Origin of the sequence: Parabacteroides sp. AF14-59, from assembly GCF_003479515.1 — a bacterium.
GTDB classification, from domain to species: domain Bacteria; phylum Bacteroidota; class Bacteroidia; order Bacteroidales; family Tannerellaceae; genus Parabacteroides; species Parabacteroides faecis.
Map to the genome: position 1 here is coordinate 1 of NZ_QUHH01000027.1, position 16,688 is coordinate 16,688.

The window sequence follows — 16,688 nt, forward strand, 5'->3', positions numbered from 1 at the left end:
ACTTTTCCATATGTCAATGGTTTTAATGGTCTGCTGCCTACTAGCAGGCAACGAAGCAAAGATAGTTATTTTTTATTCACTTCAAAGGCAGAAGCCGTTTTTTTCATGGCATCAGACCTCGCTCCTTTATTGATTTTCTTAACCAATCCCTGAAGAACAGCATCCGGGTCTTGTGGATATATCAACGTTTTGGGGGCGTTGTTCAGGGGGGATTATAAATATAAGATTGGACGGCATGAAAAAGATGGATATGGAATAAAATATTATCTTTGCCCGCATCCTTATTTGTAATACCTGAAAGTTTAATGCTATATGGAAAAGGAGAATGAATATGCTAAAGCATTGAGTGAAGGAGATTCGGGAGCTTTTGAATGGCTGTTTTTACATTATCAACCGAAGTTGATTGCTTTTTTTGCCGGCTTTGTCCATGATGATGAGGTAGCACGCGATATGGCCCAGGATATCTTCTTTAGTTTATGGACAAATCGAGTTAAGCTGTCGGCAGTCCGTTCGTTTTCGTCTTACCTTTATCAGATGGCGCGTAATGCCTTGTTCAATTATTATGACCATTCGCTTGTTTGTGAGAAATATGATGCGGAGCTACTCTTCCGTCCGTTGGTGACAGATGATACGGAAGAATTGCTTTTTGCACAGGAATTAAAGGGTTTGATCGACCTGAAGGTGGAGCAGATGCCACCCCAGCGTCGACAGATATTTCGTATGAGTCGTGTGGAAGGTCTTAATAACGATGAAATTGCTGCTCATTTGAATATCAGTAAACGGACAGTAGAGAATCATCTTACCGCTGCATTGTCGGACCTTCGCCGGATGCTAAAAATAGTTTTGTTGCTTTTTTATTGAAATTTTTTCATTTTCGACTGTGTGTTGATCCTCTCTTTGCTTTCTCTATAATAAAAGCAAGGTTCTATGGAAACAAAACAAGTACAAAATATAATCCGGTCATTTTTCGGAAAACGTTTCTCGAAAGAGACGCAACTTCGCTTTCGTTACTGGTTGCGTTTGACGGAAGATCGGGACGAAAAAGACGCTACGATACGGGAGTTGTGGGAAAAGTGTCCTTCTTCTATTACCGAACGTACATGGGAAGACCTTTCGGAAATGCAGGAACGGATTGGCAGGAAGCATACAATGCCGGTTCGTCGTTCGCTCTTTTCCCGCTGGGGAAAATATGTGGCAGCTGTTGTACTTATCGTTTCCACATCGGTTGTTACGCAACTGGTGAATCAGCCAACGGTGGAGGTGGTTTCTCCCAAGCTGGTCGAGTTCTACGTCCCTTATGGCGATTGTCGTGAGATTACTCTTGCTGACGGGTCGATTGTTTGGGTAAATGCGGGTTCCCTGCTTATCTATCCTTCTGAATTTACAGCCGACACGCGTACGATCTATCTGAGTGGCGAAGCCCGTTTTCAGGTCGCTAAAAATCCGGACAAGCCTTTTATTGTCGGTACGAACCATTTGGATATTCAGGCATTGGGTACTGTTTTCAGTGTGTGTGCTTATCCCAATTCACAAACAACAAGCACCACACTGGAAGAAGGAAGTATCCTGGTTGGTGTGAAGCCGGAAAAACAGCAATCGTCTATCCTGAAATCCGGTGAACAGCTTGTTTACCATCATCAGACTCATCAGATACGGATTAACAGTGTGGAAGCAAAACAAATGTCTGCATGGAAAGATGGTTACCTGATTTTCGAGAATGCTTCTTTTGAACAATTGATCGCTGCATTGGAAAGGAAATATGATGTAACGATTAATTATAATGCAGGAAAGTATAATGGTCGTTCCTATTACGTGAAATTCAATCCGGATGAGTCGGTGGAGGACGCGCTTCTTATATTAAGCCGTTTAATAGATGGCTTCAAATATACAGTAACAGGACAAACAATCAGTATTAACTAAAAATAGGAGGATAAAAACGATAAGAAAAGAAAGACGGGGAGACAGACCTTGCAAAATCAACTCCCCGTATTTTGAAATCATAGAATACCATCAGAAAACATTTTAATCAATAATTTAATAACAGTATTCATATATAACACACAAAAGTATGAAAATAACCTATCTAATGCAATCTGAAAGGAAAAAAATCTTTTCATGTCTATGGGTTGTGCTTGCATTATTACTTCTTGCCCCTTGGGCAAATGCACAAAATCAAAAAGTTCAGTTGAATGGAAAGAACTTGACTTTGAAAGCTGCATTTAAGCAAATCGAAGAACAAACAAAGATGTCTGTCGATTATGATGCGGAAGTCATCAATACTTCCCGCCAGGTTACTTCCGTTTCAAAAGAAATGACGGTAGATGAACTCCTGAAGCAATTGTTCCGTAATACCGAATATACGTATGCTTTTGAAGGATCGCATATTCTGATAAAGCTACGGCAATCACCAAGTAAGAAGAAAATAACCGGAACGATCACGGATGAATCGGGGTTGCCCGTAATCGGCGCAAATGTCGTAGTGAAAGGTACGGCAAACGGCGTTATAACAGACTTGAATGGAAACTTTATGATTGAGGTCGCTGAAAATGCTGTCCTGAAAGTTTCGTATGTCGGCTATAGTTCGAAAGAAATTCCTATCGGAAATAAAACAAGTTTGGTCATACAGATAAAAGAAGATACGGAATTGTTGGATGAAGTCGTGGTTATCGGTTATGGCGTGGTCAAAAAAAGTGATCTGACAGGATCGGTCAGTTCGGTGAAATCGGATGTTGTCAACTCTTATCCGACGACGAATGTACTGCAAGCGCTTTCCGGGAAAAGTGCCGGTACACAGATAAAACAGTCTACCGGAGCTCCTGGAGCAGATGTGAGTGTCCGTATTCGTGGTACTAATTCGATACAGGGTAGTAACGAACCGCTTTATGTAATCGATGGTTTCCCTATATCCAGTACGCCGTCTAATCTGAATAATTCGGAAATAGAAAGTATTGAAATCTTGAAAGATGCCTCGGCTACTGCTATTTATGGATCGCGTGGCGCAAACGGCGTTGTTTTGATTACGACCAAACAGGGAAAAGCCGGGAAAACTCATGTGGAGTTTGAAACCAGTTATAGCTCCCAGTCGCTTATTAAGAAGTTGGATATGATGGACGCGACGGAATATGCACAATTTTATAACCTGCAACAGAAAACCGATACCGGAAAAGAGTTTTTTACACAGGAACAGGTGAATGGTTTCGGTAAAGGCTTTGACTGGCAGGATCTGATCTTCCGGAATGCTCCTCTTTGGAAAGGTAGTTTGAGCATCAGCGGAGGAAGCGAAAAGACACAATTCGCCTTGTCCGGTAGCCTGTTCAGGCAGGACGGTATTATTGAAGGAAGCGATTATCGCCGGTATTCCGTGCAAACAAATCTGAAACATGAAATCAACCGGATTTTCAGTGTGAGCTTTTCTTCTACGTTGACGCGCAATGAAACGAATGTGAAGAACAGTGGTGCCGGTGCGCGGGGTAGTTCGATGATTTCGGCAGCTATTTCTGCACCTCCTACGCTCACTCCTTATACGGAGGACGGGAAGTATCGTGAATTAGCTACGGCATATCCTTTTCTAGCAACAGATCTGATTAATCCGCTGAATTTTATAAATGAACAAAGTCGTCACTCCAAGTCAAACAATGTGTTGGCGAATGTTTCATTCCTGATCACTCCGATTTCCGATTTAACGGTGAAATTGATGGGCGGTATTGAGAATCATGATGGTTTGGGCGGATTCTATAAAACAAGGGGATATTTGCATTCCAGCGGTTATGCGGAACTGCAGGCAAGCCAGTCGACCAGCTTGTTAAGTGAAAATACGGCTACTTATGCAAAGCGATTTGGTAAAAATAATATCTCGGCTGTCGCTGGCTTTACCTTTCAGAACTTTGTAAATACGAATGTCGGTGGTTCCGGGACTGGTTTTTTAAGTGATGTGTTCGAGGAGTATAAACTACAGACAGCATCTACTCCGGGTATTCCTTCTTCCGGCTACTCAAAATCGGTTCTGATGTCATATCTGGCACGTGTGAATTATAGTTTTGATGACAAATATCTGATAACGGCCAGTATTCGTCGTGATGGTTCTTCTCGTTACAGTGAAAATAATAAATGGGGTAGTTTCCCTTCTGCGGCTGTTGCCTGGAGGGCTTCCAATGAAGATTTTCTGAAGAGTAATAAATTTATTTCCAACCTGAAAGTGCGTGCCAGCTGGGGGTTGACCGGTAGTCAGGCTATCGATCCGTATGTAACGTTGAGCACATTGGAAAATAAGAATACGATTTTCGGGGATGCGTTGTATAATTCTTTTGCTCCGGGTAGCCGTCTGCCGGGCGATTTGAAATGGGAAACAACCGAACAGATCAATATAGGGGTGGATCTGGGTTTGTGGGATCGTTTGAATCTGACTGCCGACTATTATGTTAAAAATACCCGTGACTTGTTGAATTCAGTACTTTTACCGACTTCTTCCGGTTATGTGAATACGATACAGAATATTGGAAAGGTACAAAATAAAGGTTTTGAACTGACTCTTGATGCCCGTGTCCTGACCGGTGAGTTTAAATGGAATGTAAATGCAAATATCTCGTTCAACCGTAATAAAGTGAAGAAATTGTACGGAGGCGAAGATATCTTCGGCGGCAAAGTTAATGCAGTGATTGTTAATGATGAAACGAATATTTTACGCGAAGGTTATCCTATCGGACAGTTCTGGGGATATGTGGAAGATGGTTATGACGAGAAAGGGCAGATCATTTTCAAAGATCTTAAGGAAGACGGTACGATAAATAAGGAGGATAAAACATTTATTGGCGATCCGAATCCGGATTTTATCTATGGGTTGACTTCAAACATGAGTTTTAAAAACTTTGAATTGAATTTGTTCTTTCAGGGAAGCCAGGGGAATGATTTGTTCAATGCCAGCGCCATTTCCAACACAATGGATTATGGGTACGGGTTGAATATGCCGAAAGATGTATTCAATAATCATTGGACAACTGAAAACACGAATGCGAAATATCCGGCAATCAGTTATAATACGAAAGTTCGCGTATCAGACCGTTTCATCGAAAATGGCTCGTATCTGCGATTGAAGAATATACAATTGGCTTATAATGTTCCGGTACGTAAATTAGATTGTAACTGGATTCGTCATTTGCAGGTATATGCTAGCGGACAAAATTTGCTCACATTTACCAAATATTCATGGTGGGATCCTGAGGTGAATACGTATGGTGGAGCTAATTCCGTATCACAAGGTATTGACTACAGTAGTTATCCTTCTTCCAAATCTTTTACATTTGGTATTCGTGTCGGTTTTTAACAGTATGAATTTATTTACATGACAGATATTTATGAAGATGAGAATAATAATATTACAGACAATCGGTTATTTACTGTTTTCGTCCCTGTTGCTGACAGGATGCGATGCCCTGGAGGAATCTCCTAAAAATATGGTGGTGGAGAATTTTTATAAAACTCCGGAAGAGGTGGAGACTGCCACGAACGCTATTTACCACTCCTTGCGTGCCGGGGAATGTATGGCTGTTTATGAGGCTACGCTGGAATGTATGTCCGATTGTGTCTACGGTCGCGGTAGCTGGGCGCAGATAGGAGAGTATAGTAAGCTGAACGATACGAATATTACCCGTGTCGGGACCATATGGAAATGGTTTTATTTGGCAATCCGGAATGCGAACTTGGTTATTCAACGATCACCGGCTGGAGATCCGGCGATAGATGTTTTTGTTGCCGAGGCTCATTTCCTTCGTGCATTTTCTTATTTTCAGATAGTGCGCAATTGGGGTGGAGTGCCTTTACGTACGGATAAAAATTTGGGTGAGACTGATGTACCTAAAAGTACGATTGATGATGTTTATAAACTGATTATAGACGATTTGTCGTTGGCTGAAGGTATGCTGCCTGAAAAACAAGGCCTGATAGGACGCCCGACTAAATGGGCTGCCAAGACTTTGCTTGCTGATGTCTATCTGCATTTGGAGAAGTATGGAGATGCTCGTGCAAAGGCGGAAGAAGTGATGGCTAGCCGACAGTATTCGCTTGTTCCGGTAAAAACAAAGGAGGATTTTCAGAATAATGTATTCGGACCTGCATTATTAACCACTTCTGAAGAGATTTTTTATTTGAAATATTCAAATGTCGTAGCAGGTCAGTCTAATTATTTGCTGTGGATTACAAACCATGCTTCGACCGGAGGCTTTCCGTTCGGTGGTGCTTATGTTTTGTATATGAAATCGGATACCGAAGCGTTTCGGAACTGGGACGAAGGGGACTTGCGCCGACAGTTATGGAGCCATGCAGATTTCGGATTAGGCGATAATACTTACGTGAGTGCAAAATTTATCGATAAAGGGGCTATTAGCCAGAATGGAGGTGCTAATGATGATCCGGTGTATGGTTATTCTGATCTGTTGCTTATTTATGCGGAAGCTTTAGCGATGGAAAAGGGGAATGCAACGGTTGAAGCTATGGAGGCTGTCAATCAAATCCGCCGACGGGCTTATGGTTATGATCCGTTAGTCGCTTCCGAAGTAGATTACAAACTGGCAGATTATGCTTCGGCTGATAAATTTCGGGATCTGGTGATTAAAGAACGTGGATATGAATTCCAGCTGGAAGGAAAGCGATGGTTAGAACTGAAAAGGACCGGAAAAGCTCAACAGGTTATTAAAGCGGAAAAAGGTTATGATGTTGACGAGATAAGTTTCTTATGGCCATTTCCTGTGGATGAAATTAATTATAATACGGCTATCGATCCAAGTCGGGATCAGAATCCGGGGTATTAATGTTTTTGACATTGAGAGTATGGATAGACGTACAATGATCAAGTCGCTGGGAATAATCCCGGCGACTGGTTTAATGACAACTTTGGAAGCGGAGAATGTAAGCAGGCAGATTAAATCATCTTGTATAAATACGGATGTTTTAGTTGTAGGAGGAGGTACTGCTGGTGTTATCGCTGCGATTCAGGCTAGTCGAGCCGGATGTAAAACAATTTTATTGGAAAGTGGGAGTCAGCTTGGTGGGACAATGACGACGGGCGGTGTTTGTTTTCCCGGATTGTTTTATGCCTGGGGAAAACAGATTATAGGTGGAATAGGCTGGGAACTTGTGACGGAAGCTGTTAAAATGAATGACGACGTGCTGCCGGATTTTACTAAACCTTTCGGAAAAAGTCATCCGAAACACCAGATTTTATTAAATCCTTTTTTGTATGCAATATTGGCGGAAGAAAAATGTATACAGGACGGAGTTTCTATCCGGTATTATGAAACTCCGGTTCGTATAACACCACTGGATTCAGGATGGAACGTCGAGGTATCCGGAAAGGGTACTTGTACCTGTATAAACTGTAAGCAAATAATCGATGCAACAGGGAATGCTTCTGTTGCAGCTTTGGCCGGATGTCAACGGTTAAGAGAAGAGGAAATTCAACCGGGATCTTTAATATTTGAATTAGAAGGCTATGATTTATCCTCTTTAGATTTTGGGGTTCTTTCCAAACGATATGATGAAGCTTTGAAAAATGGAGTTTTATTGAAAACAGATGCTTATAACGGTATAAGAGGTTTATTGACAGTGAAAGGAGGTTTGGCTACTCAGCATGTATTGAATGCCGATTCTTCAACTTCCGAATTACATACGCAGGCAAATATTGAGGGACGCACCTCTTTATTGAGGGCACTTCGTTTTGTGCGTACATTGCCAGGATGCGGGAATGTACGTATAAAAAAGATGCAAACGGAAATAGCTATTCGTGAAACTTATCGGATAGATGGCTTATATCAAATTTCTCATCAGGATTATGTAGCGGGACGGATTTTTGAAGATTCCCTTTCTTATTCCTATTATCCTATAGATTTGCATGTTACGCATGGGGTTTCACCAAGTCATTTGGAAGAAGGAATAGTTGCTACTGTGCCATTGCGTGCTTTAATACCTAAAAACATTCGTCATTTTTTAGTTGCCGGACGCTGTGTCAGTAGTGATCGGTTGGCCAATTCTGCCCTGCGGGTACAGGCCTCTTGTATGGGGATGGGCCAGGCTGCCGGTGCTGCGGCTGCATTGGCTTGTCATTCGAATAAGACTCCGGCTGATTTATCACTTACGGAATTGAAAGCTCTGATTCGGAAACATGGAGGGATAGTCCCTTCTTCAACATGAACTAAATAAAATGAATTTGTAACGATGGGAGAAGTTTTATTTGAAACGAAAAAGGTTGGCAATATTTCTTGCCAACCTTTTTACATGTATGGATTTGCTGCTTATTGCATGCCTTCTGTTGTCATTTCTTTATTGATTTTCTTAACCAATCCCTGAAGAACAGCACCCGGACCTAATTCGATGAAATGGTCGGCACCGTCAGCGATCATGTTCTGAACACTCTGAGTCCAGCGAACAGGAGCTGTCAGCTGAGCGATCAGGTTAGCCTTGATCGTTTCCGGATCAGTTTCACCTTTCGTACTTACATTCTGATAAACAGGGCAAGCCGGTGTATGGATCGGAGTAGCTTCGATGGCAGCAGCCAGTTCGGTACGTGCCGGTTCCATCAGCGGAGAATGGAATGCACCGCCTACTTTCAGCTTCAACGCACGTTTAGCTCCGGCAGCCAGCATCTTTTCGCAGGCAGCATCGATTCCGGGAATTGAACCGGAGATAACCAGCTGGCCCGGGCAGTTGTAGTTTGCACAAACAACTACTTCATCTTTTATACTTGCACAGATTTCTTCAACTGTTGCGTCCGGCAAAGCCAGAACGGCTGCCATGGTGGAAGGAGTGGCTTCGCAAGCTTTCTGCATAGCCATGGCACGTTTGGATACCAATACCAGACCATCTTCAAATGACAAGGCTCCGGCTGCAACGAGGGCAGAGAACTCACCCAGGGAGTGACCGGCTGTCATATCCGGTTTAAACTGGTCGCCTAGTGTTTTGGCGAGAATAACCGAGTGTAAGAATATGGCAGGTTGCGTAACCTTTGTTTGTCTCAGATCTTCGTCTGTTCCTGCGAACATAAGGTCTGTGATGCGGAAACCGAGAATTTCGTTTGCTTTCTCAAACATCTCTTTTGCAAGGGGATTGTTATCGTAAAGGTCTTTTCCCATTCCGACAAACTGTGCACCCTGACCGGGAAATACATAAGCTTTCATCTTTCTAATCTTTTTCTAATTTCAGTTTTTTAAGACGGTGCAAAGGTAATAAATTTAGAATAATGGAGTGACTATTCGTTACAAATAGTATCTTTGCCCCATATAAAAGGCGAATATTAACGACTAATTATTATAATATCATGAACGAATTACTATTTTTAGGAAATTTAGGTACAGGCGAAATTGTGATTATCGCCATTGTTGTGTTGTTACTTTTCGGTGGTAAAAAAATTCCGGAACTGATGAAAGGTATCGGTAAAGGAGTGAAAAACTTTAAAGACGGTGTAAAAGGTTTAGAAGACGACATTAAGCTGGACGACAACGATAAGAAGTAGGAAATGGAAGAAGAGTTGGAACAAAATGAAATGTCATTCTGGGACCACCTGGAAGAACTTCGTTGGACTTTATTCCGTTCTATTCTAGCGCTCTTTGTTTTTGCTATCGGTAGTTTTGCCTTTATGCGTGACCTTTTCGATCACGTCATTATGGCTCCCTGCTATGCTGATTTTATTCTTTACCGTTGGTTATGTGAATTGAACAAGTGGCTTATCGATATAAGTCCTTGGTTTGATGTTTTACCGGATTTCTGTAATGATACTTTTCATGTAGATATCGTAAATATCAAGCTGGCTTCCCAGTTCTTCACCCACATGACCACCTCATTCTGGCTGGCCCTTGTATTGACTTTCCCTTATCTGATGTATGAGGTATGGAGATTCATCAGTCCGGCTCTGTATGACAACGAAAAGAAAAATATCAGGTGGGTATTCTTTTTCGGAACGATTATGTTTTTCATGGGATGTGCCGTAGGTTATTTTATGGTATTCCCGATGACACTCCGTTTCCTGGCAACGTATCAATTGAGCGCTAATATTACAGAACAAGTCTCTCTGGATTCGTATATGGATAACTTCCTTATGCTGATCTTTGTAATGGGAATTGTTTTTGAAATGCCGTTGGTATCGTGGTTGCTGTCGAAGCTGGGACTGTTGCACAGAGGATTTTTCCATAAGTACAGACGGCATGCTATTGTCGGATTGCTTGTTGCAGCAGCATTCATTACGCCGAGTAGCGATCCGTTTACATTGAGTGTCGTATTCTTCCCGTTATACGGATTGTACGAATTAAGTGCATTCTTCGTAAGGAAGCCCCCGGTAGAGGAACCGGATGAAGAAGACGAAGAGGATAACGAAAAGGAAAATGAAGGTTAATAAACCATAGACATTGGAAATTAGTTTAATCGGGCATGAATACACAGTATTATCTGTGAATTCATGCCCGATTTCATTATATGCTTGAAAATTTGTTTCTTAGTTCAAATCGTCTTACATTTGTAAATGTAAAGTTCATTTTCTATGATGAAAAGAGAAGATTATATACGTCAGTTATCTGCATGCAAACAGCAACTCATGCAAAAGTTCGGGGTACGTTCTATCCGGCTTTTCGGTTCTGTTGCCCGCGGTGAAAATCACGAAGGGAGTGATTTGGATATTTGTGTGGAGACTGAAACTCCTAATCCTTTCTTATTAATGGATTTGAAAGAAGAATTGGAGAGGATGTTCAAACATTCCGTAGATATTGTCCGTTACCGTGAACGTATGAATCCGTATTTGCGTCAACAGATTGAAAAAGAAGGAATTTATGTATAATAAAGAACTGGAAAAAAGTGATGGGATTCAGGGATGTGATCGCTCATCATTATTTTGATATAGATGCGGAAGAAGTATGGTGGGTTTTGGAAAATGAATTGGAGCCATTGCTTTCTGTAGTAAAGAAAATAAAGCAAGAAATTTAATTTATATTGATTTAGTTCAATTTAGTATCTTCTTTTGGAGATCATTCTTATATTTGTAAACGTCTGAACAAATTTATAAACAATGAGGCACTTCTCTTTATTGGCGGTCTCCTTGCTGGCTTTGGTGGCCTGCACGCCTGAGAAACAACAGGAGGTTGATTATGCGCAGTATGTAAATCCGATGATCGGTACGGATTTTACCGGAAATACTTATCCGGGAGCACAGGCTCCTTTCGGGATGGTGCAGTTAAGTCCTGATAACGGATTACCGGGGTGGGACCGTATCTCCGGTTATTTTTATCCCGACACGACAATTGCCGGTTTCAGCCATACACATCTTTCCGGTACAGGAGCCGGCGATCTGTACGATATCTCTTTTATGCCGGTGACCCGTCCGTATAAAGAAGCGGAAGCGCCGTTGGGTATTTACTCTACCTTCTCTCATAATGACGAGGCTGCCTCTGCCGGTTACTACCGGGTATTGCTGAAAGACTATAATATCAATGTGGAACTGACGGCAACCGAACGATGCGGTATCCAGCGCTACACTTTCCCGAAGGCGGAAGCCTCTGTCTTCCTGAATCTGAAAAAAGCGATGAACTGGGACTTTACACTCGATTCTTATATAGAGGTAGTAGACTCGGTGACGATCCGCGGATATCGTTTCTCACAGGGATGGTCGCCCGACCAGCATGTCTATTTTCAGACCCGTTTCTCTAAACCTTTCGCCGGGTATCATATGGATACGACCGCTATCGTAACCAAAGATAAAGGACGTATCGGTACGGCTTATGTCGCCCGTTTTGATTTTAATACGGAAAAAGATGAAGAGATTCTGGTGAATACGGCTATCTCCGGTGTCAGTATGGAGGGAGCGGCCAGGAATTTGCAGGCTGAAGTTCCTCTCAATGATTTCGACCGGTATCATCAGGAGGCTGTTGCCCGTTGGAATAAGGAACTGTCGAAGATCGAAGTGAACGGAAACAATACGGACGACCTGGTTAAGTTTTATACGGCTATGTATCATACCATGATCGCTCCGACGATTTTCAGTGATGTGGATGGTTCTTATTACGGACCGGATAACCAGATACATAAGACAAATGGCGGTGACAATTACTCCACTTTCTCTTTGTGGGATACTTTCCGCGCTGCCCATCCCCTTTATACATATACAGACCCGAAACGGGTAAACGATATGGTTCAGGGCTTCCTGAATTTCTTTGACCAGAACGGTGCACTTCCTTTGTGGAATCTGTACGGACATGAAACAAATATGATGATCGGTTACCATGCGGTACCTGTTATCGTGGATGCTTATCTGAAAGGGATCGGTAATTTTAATGCGGAAAAGGCATTGCAGGCTTGTATAGCGACGGCGAACCGGGACGATTACCGTGGTATCGGATTATATAAGAAATTAGGCTATGTACCGGCATTCAGTGATCCGGAGAAATGGGAAAACTGGTCGTTGTCAAAGACGCTCGAATATGCTTATGACGACTATTGCATCGCCCGTATGGCTGAAAAAATGGGAAAGAAGGAAATTGCCGATGAGTTTTACAAACGTTCGCAAAACTACCGGAATGTCTATAATAAGGAAACTACCTTTATGCAGCCGAGGGATGAAAAAGGCAACTTTGTCACTCCGTTCGATGCCAAGGATTATACGGAAGATATTTGTGAAAGTAACGCCTGGCAGTATTTCTGGTATGTGCCGCAGGATCTGGACGGACTGATCGGCCTGCTCGGAAGCAAGGAACGTTTCACGGAAAAGCTCGACAGCATGTTCACTTATGCACCGGATGCAAAAGAGGATCTGCCTATTTTCAGTACCGGAATGATCGGACAGTATGCGCATGGCAACGAGCCGAGCCACCATGTGATCTATCTCTATAACAAGGTAGACCAGCCCTGGAAGACGCAGAAATATGTAGCTCAGGTATTACACGACCTGTATCTGAATGCGCCGGACGGTATCTGTGGAAATGAAGATTGCGGACAGATGTCTGCCTGGTTTGTATTCAGTGCGATGGGCTTCTATCCGGTAGACCCGGTGAGCGGCCAGTATGAGATCGGAACACCTTTATTCCCGGAAGTGAAGATGAATCTGTCGGATGGGAAGGTGTTTTCAATCCTGGCTCCGGGTGTCAGTGCTGAGAATATTTATATCCAATCGGTTAAACTGAATGGACAGCCCTATGATAAGAGTTACATCACCCACGAACAGATCATGAGTGGAGCGACACTTGAGTTTGAAATGGGTAACCAACCCGGACCTGTTTGGTATAAGAAATAAATGTCTTTTATATAAAGAACACAGTCCCCGGACCATATGATCCGGGGACTGTTGTTTTATGGGATGATGATCCGGGTGTGCAGATTACAGCCGGTAGCCGGTTCTTACCACCCAATGAACGAATTTTTCAGGTAACCAGCTTTTACAACAGGCAAAGAGAACCTGTTCGATAGGACCTGTTTTACAACGGAAGGGTGGACGCGAACTTCGGATCAGACGGAGAATGGCATGCGCCAGTTTGTCGGGATGCGCTCCGTTCTTCTCCATCTTTTCAAAGGCATTTATGACGCGGCCGAAAACTTCCCGGTAATCCGGATTGTCGAGCGTTGCGGATGATATGCCGCGGTTTGCCGTGAAATTGGTGTAGAAGTCTCCGGGTTCGACCAGGCATACCCGTATCCCGAACGGACGGATTTCATGTTGCAGCGCCTCGCTATATCCTTCAACAGCAAATTTGGATGCGGAATAGAAACCCTGGAAAGGGACGGCAATGAGTCCTCCGATTGAACTGATATTAATGATAAAACCTTTCCGCTCTTTACGCATGATCGGGATGACAGCCTTGCACATACGCACCACTCCCATGAAGTTTGTATCCATCTGTTTGCCGATTTCTTCGTCTGTTTCCAGTTCGAGAGCCCCACTGATACCGAGTCCGGCATTATTGATCAGAATGTCGATCCGTCCCTGTTCGGAAAGTATTTGCTCCACCACCTGTTGGATGGAAGCGGGTTGGGTTACGTCCATCGTTAACATCCGGACGCCGTTGGTGCTTTCAGATGCTTTCCTGCTGGTCCCGTAGACAGTGTAACCTTGTTGTACGAGTAAGTTGGCTGTGGCTTTTCCAATACCGGAAGATGCTCCGGTGATCAGGATTACTTGCCGTGATCCTGACGGGTTTGTTCTTTTCATTATTATATTGTACTGTTTTATGGATGTAAAGATAGGTATTTTGTATTTTTGCCGTCACTATCATTTAATCTATTGTACGAGATGTTTAGAAATTTATCTTACCTGATTATTTTGTTATTCTGTGGAGCCATTAGTTTGCAGGCGCAGGAACGTGAATATGTGATTGTAGTGCATGGTGGTGCAGGAGTTATCGATAAGCTGGAAAAAGATCCGGAACGTTCCGCCCAATATTATGCGGCTCTCGATTCGGCCCTGACCATTGGCGACCGTATCCTTTCTGCCGGTGGGGAAGGTCCGCAGGCTGTTATGGCGGTAATCAATTATTTTGAAAACAATCCTTTATTCAATGCCGGTAAAGGTGCCACATGTACTGCTGAAGGCACATTTGAGCTCGATGCTGCCATCATGGAAGGGAAGGATCTCTCAGCCGGAGCCGTAGCCGGGGTAAAGACAGTTAAAAATCCGATCGATGCTGCTTATGCCGTTAAAACGCAGACACCGCATGTTATGCTGTCGGGAGCCGGGGCAGATGCTTTTGCTGCCAGCCGGGGGCTGGAACAGGTGGATAATATGTATTTTGCTACTCCGAAGACAATGGAATGGATCGAGAAGTTGAAAGAGGAAAGCCGGAAGAACGGTACTGTCGGTTGTGTCGTTTTGGATAAACAAGGAAATCTGACAGCAGGGACCAGTACAGGAGGAATGTTCAAAAAGCAATGGGGACGTATCGGTGATTCGCCTGTTATCGGGGCAGGTACGTATGCCGATAATAACAGTTGTGCTGTGTCCTGTACCGGACACGGAGAGTATTTTATCCGTCATGCGGTCGCTTTTAATCTTTGTGCACGCTATAAATATTTGAAGGAACCTGTCGGACAGGCGGCAGATTATATTATCCATACGGAACTGAATGCGAATGCGGGAGAAGGTGGCCTTATTGCTGTCGATAAAAACGGGAATATCGCTATGCCGTTCAATACGACCGGAATGTTCCGCGGCTATCTGTATAAGGAAAAAGGAAAAACGGCGGTAGAGAAAAAGGTCGGTATCGGAAAGAATATGGTCATTCCGAACCGCTCTTTTTCAATTGAAAATTGAGAATTAGGCTTCGCGCTCGAAGATAGAAATAATTGAACTACTTTTCCCTTGATGGAAAAGTAGTCAAAAGATCAAGGCTTAACCGGCTTCACTGCTTCGGCGAAAGACTACGCTCAAAAATCCGAAACTCGCTGCGCTCAGACAACGGATTTTTTTTACCGCTTCGTCTTCCCCCTTCGCGGACGTTCACCCGCTTAGGCCTTTCCCAGGAAGCTCTGCTTCCTCTTAGGATTGCCGATACTGATAATTATATACTATAACGGTACTTTCTGTTTTAACAGGCAGTGTCGGCAATCACAAAAGAACGCTTTGCGTTCTCTGAAAGGCATCAGCTGGTGAGCGTTAAACGCAGCATCCGTAGAGAGCGTCCGGAGCATCCGCTGTTTGAGCGAAGCGAGTTTCGGAGGCGACAGCGAACGTAGGATGCGAAGTAGCGAGGCAGGTGCAGCCTTGAACTTTTGGTTACTTTTCTTTCAAGAGAAAAGTAACATTCAATTCTGATAAAATGTGAGCCAGTATGAATTCAGCCAACGGATATTCTGTTAATTATTTCTGCGGAATGCGCCGCTGACAAATTCCAGTATATTCGGTAACGCCGTACGCCAGTATAGCCAGGTATGGCCGCCTCCCCGTACACGGAATTCATGTTTCATACCTTTCTCACGCATAATTTGGTGAGCCTGGAAATTACCATCCAGCAGACCGTCCTGGTCGCCACAGTCGATATAATACCGGATACGCGGGAGATTCTCTTTATCCAGTTCGGAAAGCATTTTCAGTACACTGTTCTTATGCCAGTAGTCGAGTCCCGGACCAAACAGGCGGTTAAACAAGTCCTTGTGCGACTTTGCCTGGCGTTGTTCCATCACGCTGTCATCGAAAATAGCTGCACTAAGCGGTGCGCAGGCACTAAACATATCCGGATGATGCAAAGAATAGAGGAATGAGCCGTATCCGCCCATGGAAAGGCCGGCGATGGCGCGGAACTCTTTGTTGCTCCGGGCACGGTAGGTCTTTTCGATATAGGGGATCAATTCTTCGAAAAACATATCTTCGTAAGGGGCCTTTCCGTCATATTGATTGATATACCAGGTATCCCAGGCATCCGGCATGACGACGATCATGGGAACAGCCTGGTCGCTGTTGATGGCGCGATCGGTAATTTCCTGCATCTGGCCGGTTTGAATCCACATCGTTTCATTGTCGGTATAACCGTGTAACAGGTAGAGTACCGGATAATAACGGTTTGAAGTGGCATAGCCGTCGGGCAGGTAAATGGAGTAGGATACTTCTTTTCCTAACTTTTTACTCTGGAACTTCACCGATTCATGAACCGTACTTTGAGCTATTCCTGCAAAATTAATGCAGAAACACAAAACAAGGAAGAGGATAATCTTGTTTTTCATATACTAACAGATTT

At 43.5% G+C, this 16,688-nt stretch carries 14 protein-coding genes; 11 read left to right on the top strand and 3 right to left on the bottom strand.

All coding sequences use genetic code 11. From position 1 onward, the window contains the following. The first annotated feature begins 312 nt into the window (after positions 1 to 312). The 5 genes from DWW23_RS21740 (at position 313) to DWW23_RS21760 (ending at position 8,181) form a co-directional block, all read left to right on the top strand. Positions 313 to 861, top strand: coding sequence for an RNA polymerase sigma-70 factor (locus DWW23_RS21740; protein ID WP_122356132.1), 549 nt, complete (start codon positions 313 to 315; stop codon positions 859 to 861). 66 nt (positions 862 to 927) lie between these two features. Beyond that, positions 928 to 1,920, top strand: a complete 993-nt coding sequence (locus DWW23_RS21745; RefSeq protein WP_122356134.1) for a FecR family protein — start codon at positions 928 to 930, stop codon at positions 1,918 to 1,920. A 208-nt stretch (positions 1,921 to 2,128) separates the two neighbouring features. Beyond that, positions 2,129 to 5,320 carry a TonB-dependent receptor gene (locus DWW23_RS21750; protein ID WP_199664170.1) on the top strand — a complete coding sequence of 1,064 codons (3,192 nt, stop codon included), beginning with the start codon at positions 2,129 to 2,131 and terminating at the stop codon, positions 5,318 to 5,320. A gap of 37 nt (positions 5,321 to 5,357) precedes the next feature. Continuing rightward, complete coding sequence (locus DWW23_RS21755) at positions 5,358 to 6,803, top strand: RagB/SusD family nutrient uptake outer membrane protein (protein ID WP_199664172.1); 1,446 nt, start codon at positions 5,358 to 5,360, stop codon at positions 6,801 to 6,803. A 19-nt stretch (positions 6,804 to 6,822) separates the two neighbouring features. Beyond that, positions 6,823 to 8,181: an FAD-dependent oxidoreductase gene (locus DWW23_RS21760; protein WP_122356140.1), complete on the top strand. Its 1,359-nt coding sequence runs from the start codon at positions 6,823 to 6,825 to the stop codon at positions 8,179 to 8,181. A 101-nt stretch (positions 8,182 to 8,282) separates the two neighbouring features. On the opposite strand, the gene fabD is transcribed toward DWW23_RS21760, so the two are convergent. After that, the gene (gene fabD / locus DWW23_RS21765) at positions 8,283 to 9,164 is read right to left on the bottom strand and encodes an ACP S-malonyltransferase (RefSeq protein ID WP_122356142.1); all 882 of its coding nucleotides are present in this window, start codon (positions 9,162 to 9,164) and stop codon (positions 8,283 to 8,285) included. A gap of 140 nt (positions 9,165 to 9,304) precedes the next feature. Between fabD and DWW23_RS21770 the strand changes: the two genes are divergently transcribed. The 5 genes from DWW23_RS21770 (at position 9,305) to DWW23_RS21790 (ending at position 13,258) form a co-directional block, all read left to right on the top strand. Next, positions 9,305 to 9,499: a twin-arginine translocase TatA/TatE family subunit gene (locus tag DWW23_RS21770; RefSeq protein WP_007652767.1), complete on the top strand. Its 195-nt coding sequence runs from the start codon at positions 9,305 to 9,307 to the stop codon at positions 9,497 to 9,499. 3 nt (positions 9,500 to 9,502) lie between these two features. Further along, on the top strand, positions 9,503 to 10,375 hold the full coding sequence (gene tatC, locus DWW23_RS21775; RefSeq protein WP_122356144.1) for a twin-arginine translocase subunit TatC: 873 nt from the start codon (positions 9,503 to 9,505) through the stop codon (positions 10,373 to 10,375). 144 nt (positions 10,376 to 10,519) lie between these two features. After that, entirely contained in the window at positions 10,520 to 10,813 is a 294-nt protein-coding gene (locus DWW23_RS21780) for a nucleotidyltransferase family protein (RefSeq protein ID WP_122356146.1), read from the top strand. After that, complete coding sequence (locus DWW23_RS21785; protein WP_255419621.1) at positions 10,813 to 10,959, top strand: DUF86 domain-containing protein; 147 nt, start codon at positions 10,813 to 10,815, stop codon at positions 10,957 to 10,959. The genes DWW23_RS21780 and DWW23_RS21785 overlap by 1 nt, the downstream gene beginning before the upstream one ends. An 82-nt stretch (positions 10,960 to 11,041) precedes the next feature. Next, positions 11,042 to 13,258 carry a GH92 family glycosyl hydrolase gene (locus tag DWW23_RS21790; protein ID WP_122356150.1) on the top strand — a complete coding sequence of 739 codons (2,217 nt, stop codon included), beginning with the start codon at positions 11,042 to 11,044 and terminating at the stop codon, positions 13,256 to 13,258. 84 nt (positions 13,259 to 13,342) lie between these two features. Here DWW23_RS21790 and DWW23_RS21795 read toward each other — a convergent pair whose 3' ends face one another. Further along, a complete protein-coding gene (locus DWW23_RS21795; RefSeq protein WP_122356152.1) occupies positions 13,343 to 14,170 on the bottom strand; it encodes an SDR family oxidoreductase in 828 nt (275 codons plus the stop codon). An 81-nt stretch (positions 14,171 to 14,251) separates the two neighbouring features. Here DWW23_RS21795 and DWW23_RS21800 point away from each other — a divergent pair, with 81 nt between their 5' ends. Beyond that, positions 14,252 to 15,268, top strand: a complete 1,017-nt coding sequence (locus DWW23_RS21800; RefSeq protein WP_122356154.1) for an isoaspartyl peptidase/L-asparaginase family protein — start codon at positions 14,252 to 14,254, stop codon at positions 15,266 to 15,268. A 542-nt stretch (positions 15,269 to 15,810) separates the two neighbouring features. Here DWW23_RS21800 and DWW23_RS21805 read toward each other — a convergent pair. Next, the gene (locus DWW23_RS21805; protein ID WP_122356156.1) at positions 15,811 to 16,674 is read right to left on the bottom strand and encodes an esterase family protein; all 864 of its coding nucleotides are present in this window, start codon (positions 16,672 to 16,674) and stop codon (positions 15,811 to 15,813) included. Positions 16,675 to 16,688 lie beyond the last annotated feature (14 nt).

Bases quoted from the DNA above. Each gene is read 5' to 3' on its own strand.
- DWW23_RS21740 (WP_122356132.1), top strand. From the start codon at position 313: ATGGAAAAGGAGAATGAATATGCTAAAGCATTGAGTGAAGGAGATTCG.
- DWW23_RS21745 (WP_122356134.1), top strand. From the start codon at position 928: ATGGAAACAAAACAAGTACAAAATATAATCCGGTCATTTTTCGGAAAA.
- DWW23_RS21755 (WP_199664172.1), top strand. From the start codon at position 5,358: ATGAGAATAATAATATTACAGACAATCGGTTATTTACTGTTTTCGTCC.
- DWW23_RS21760 (WP_122356140.1), top strand. From the start codon at position 6,823: ATGGATAGACGTACAATGATCAAGTCGCTGGGAATAATCCCGGCGACT.
- fabD (WP_122356142.1), bottom strand. From the start codon at position 9,164: ATGAAAGCTTATGTATTTCCCGGTCAGGGTGCACAGTTTGTCGGAATG.
- DWW23_RS21770 (WP_007652767.1), top strand. From the start codon at position 9,305: ATGAACGAATTACTATTTTTAGGAAATTTAGGTACAGGCGAAATTGTG.
- tatC (WP_122356144.1), top strand. From the start codon at position 9,503: ATGGAAGAAGAGTTGGAACAAAATGAAATGTCATTCTGGGACCACCTG.
- DWW23_RS21780 (WP_122356146.1), top strand. From the start codon at position 10,520: ATGATGAAAAGAGAAGATTATATACGTCAGTTATCTGCATGCAAACAG.
- DWW23_RS21790 (WP_122356150.1), top strand. From the start codon at position 11,042: ATGAGGCACTTCTCTTTATTGGCGGTCTCCTTGCTGGCTTTGGTGGCC.
- DWW23_RS21795 (WP_122356152.1), bottom strand. From the start codon at position 14,170: ATGAAAAGAACAAACCCGTCAGGATCACGGCAAGTAATCCTGATCACC.
- DWW23_RS21800 (WP_122356154.1), top strand. From the start codon at position 14,252: ATGTTTAGAAATTTATCTTACCTGATTATTTTGTTATTCTGTGGAGCC.
- DWW23_RS21805 (WP_122356156.1), bottom strand. From the start codon at position 16,674: ATGAAAAACAAGATTATCCTCTTCCTTGTTTTGTGTTTCTGCATTAAT.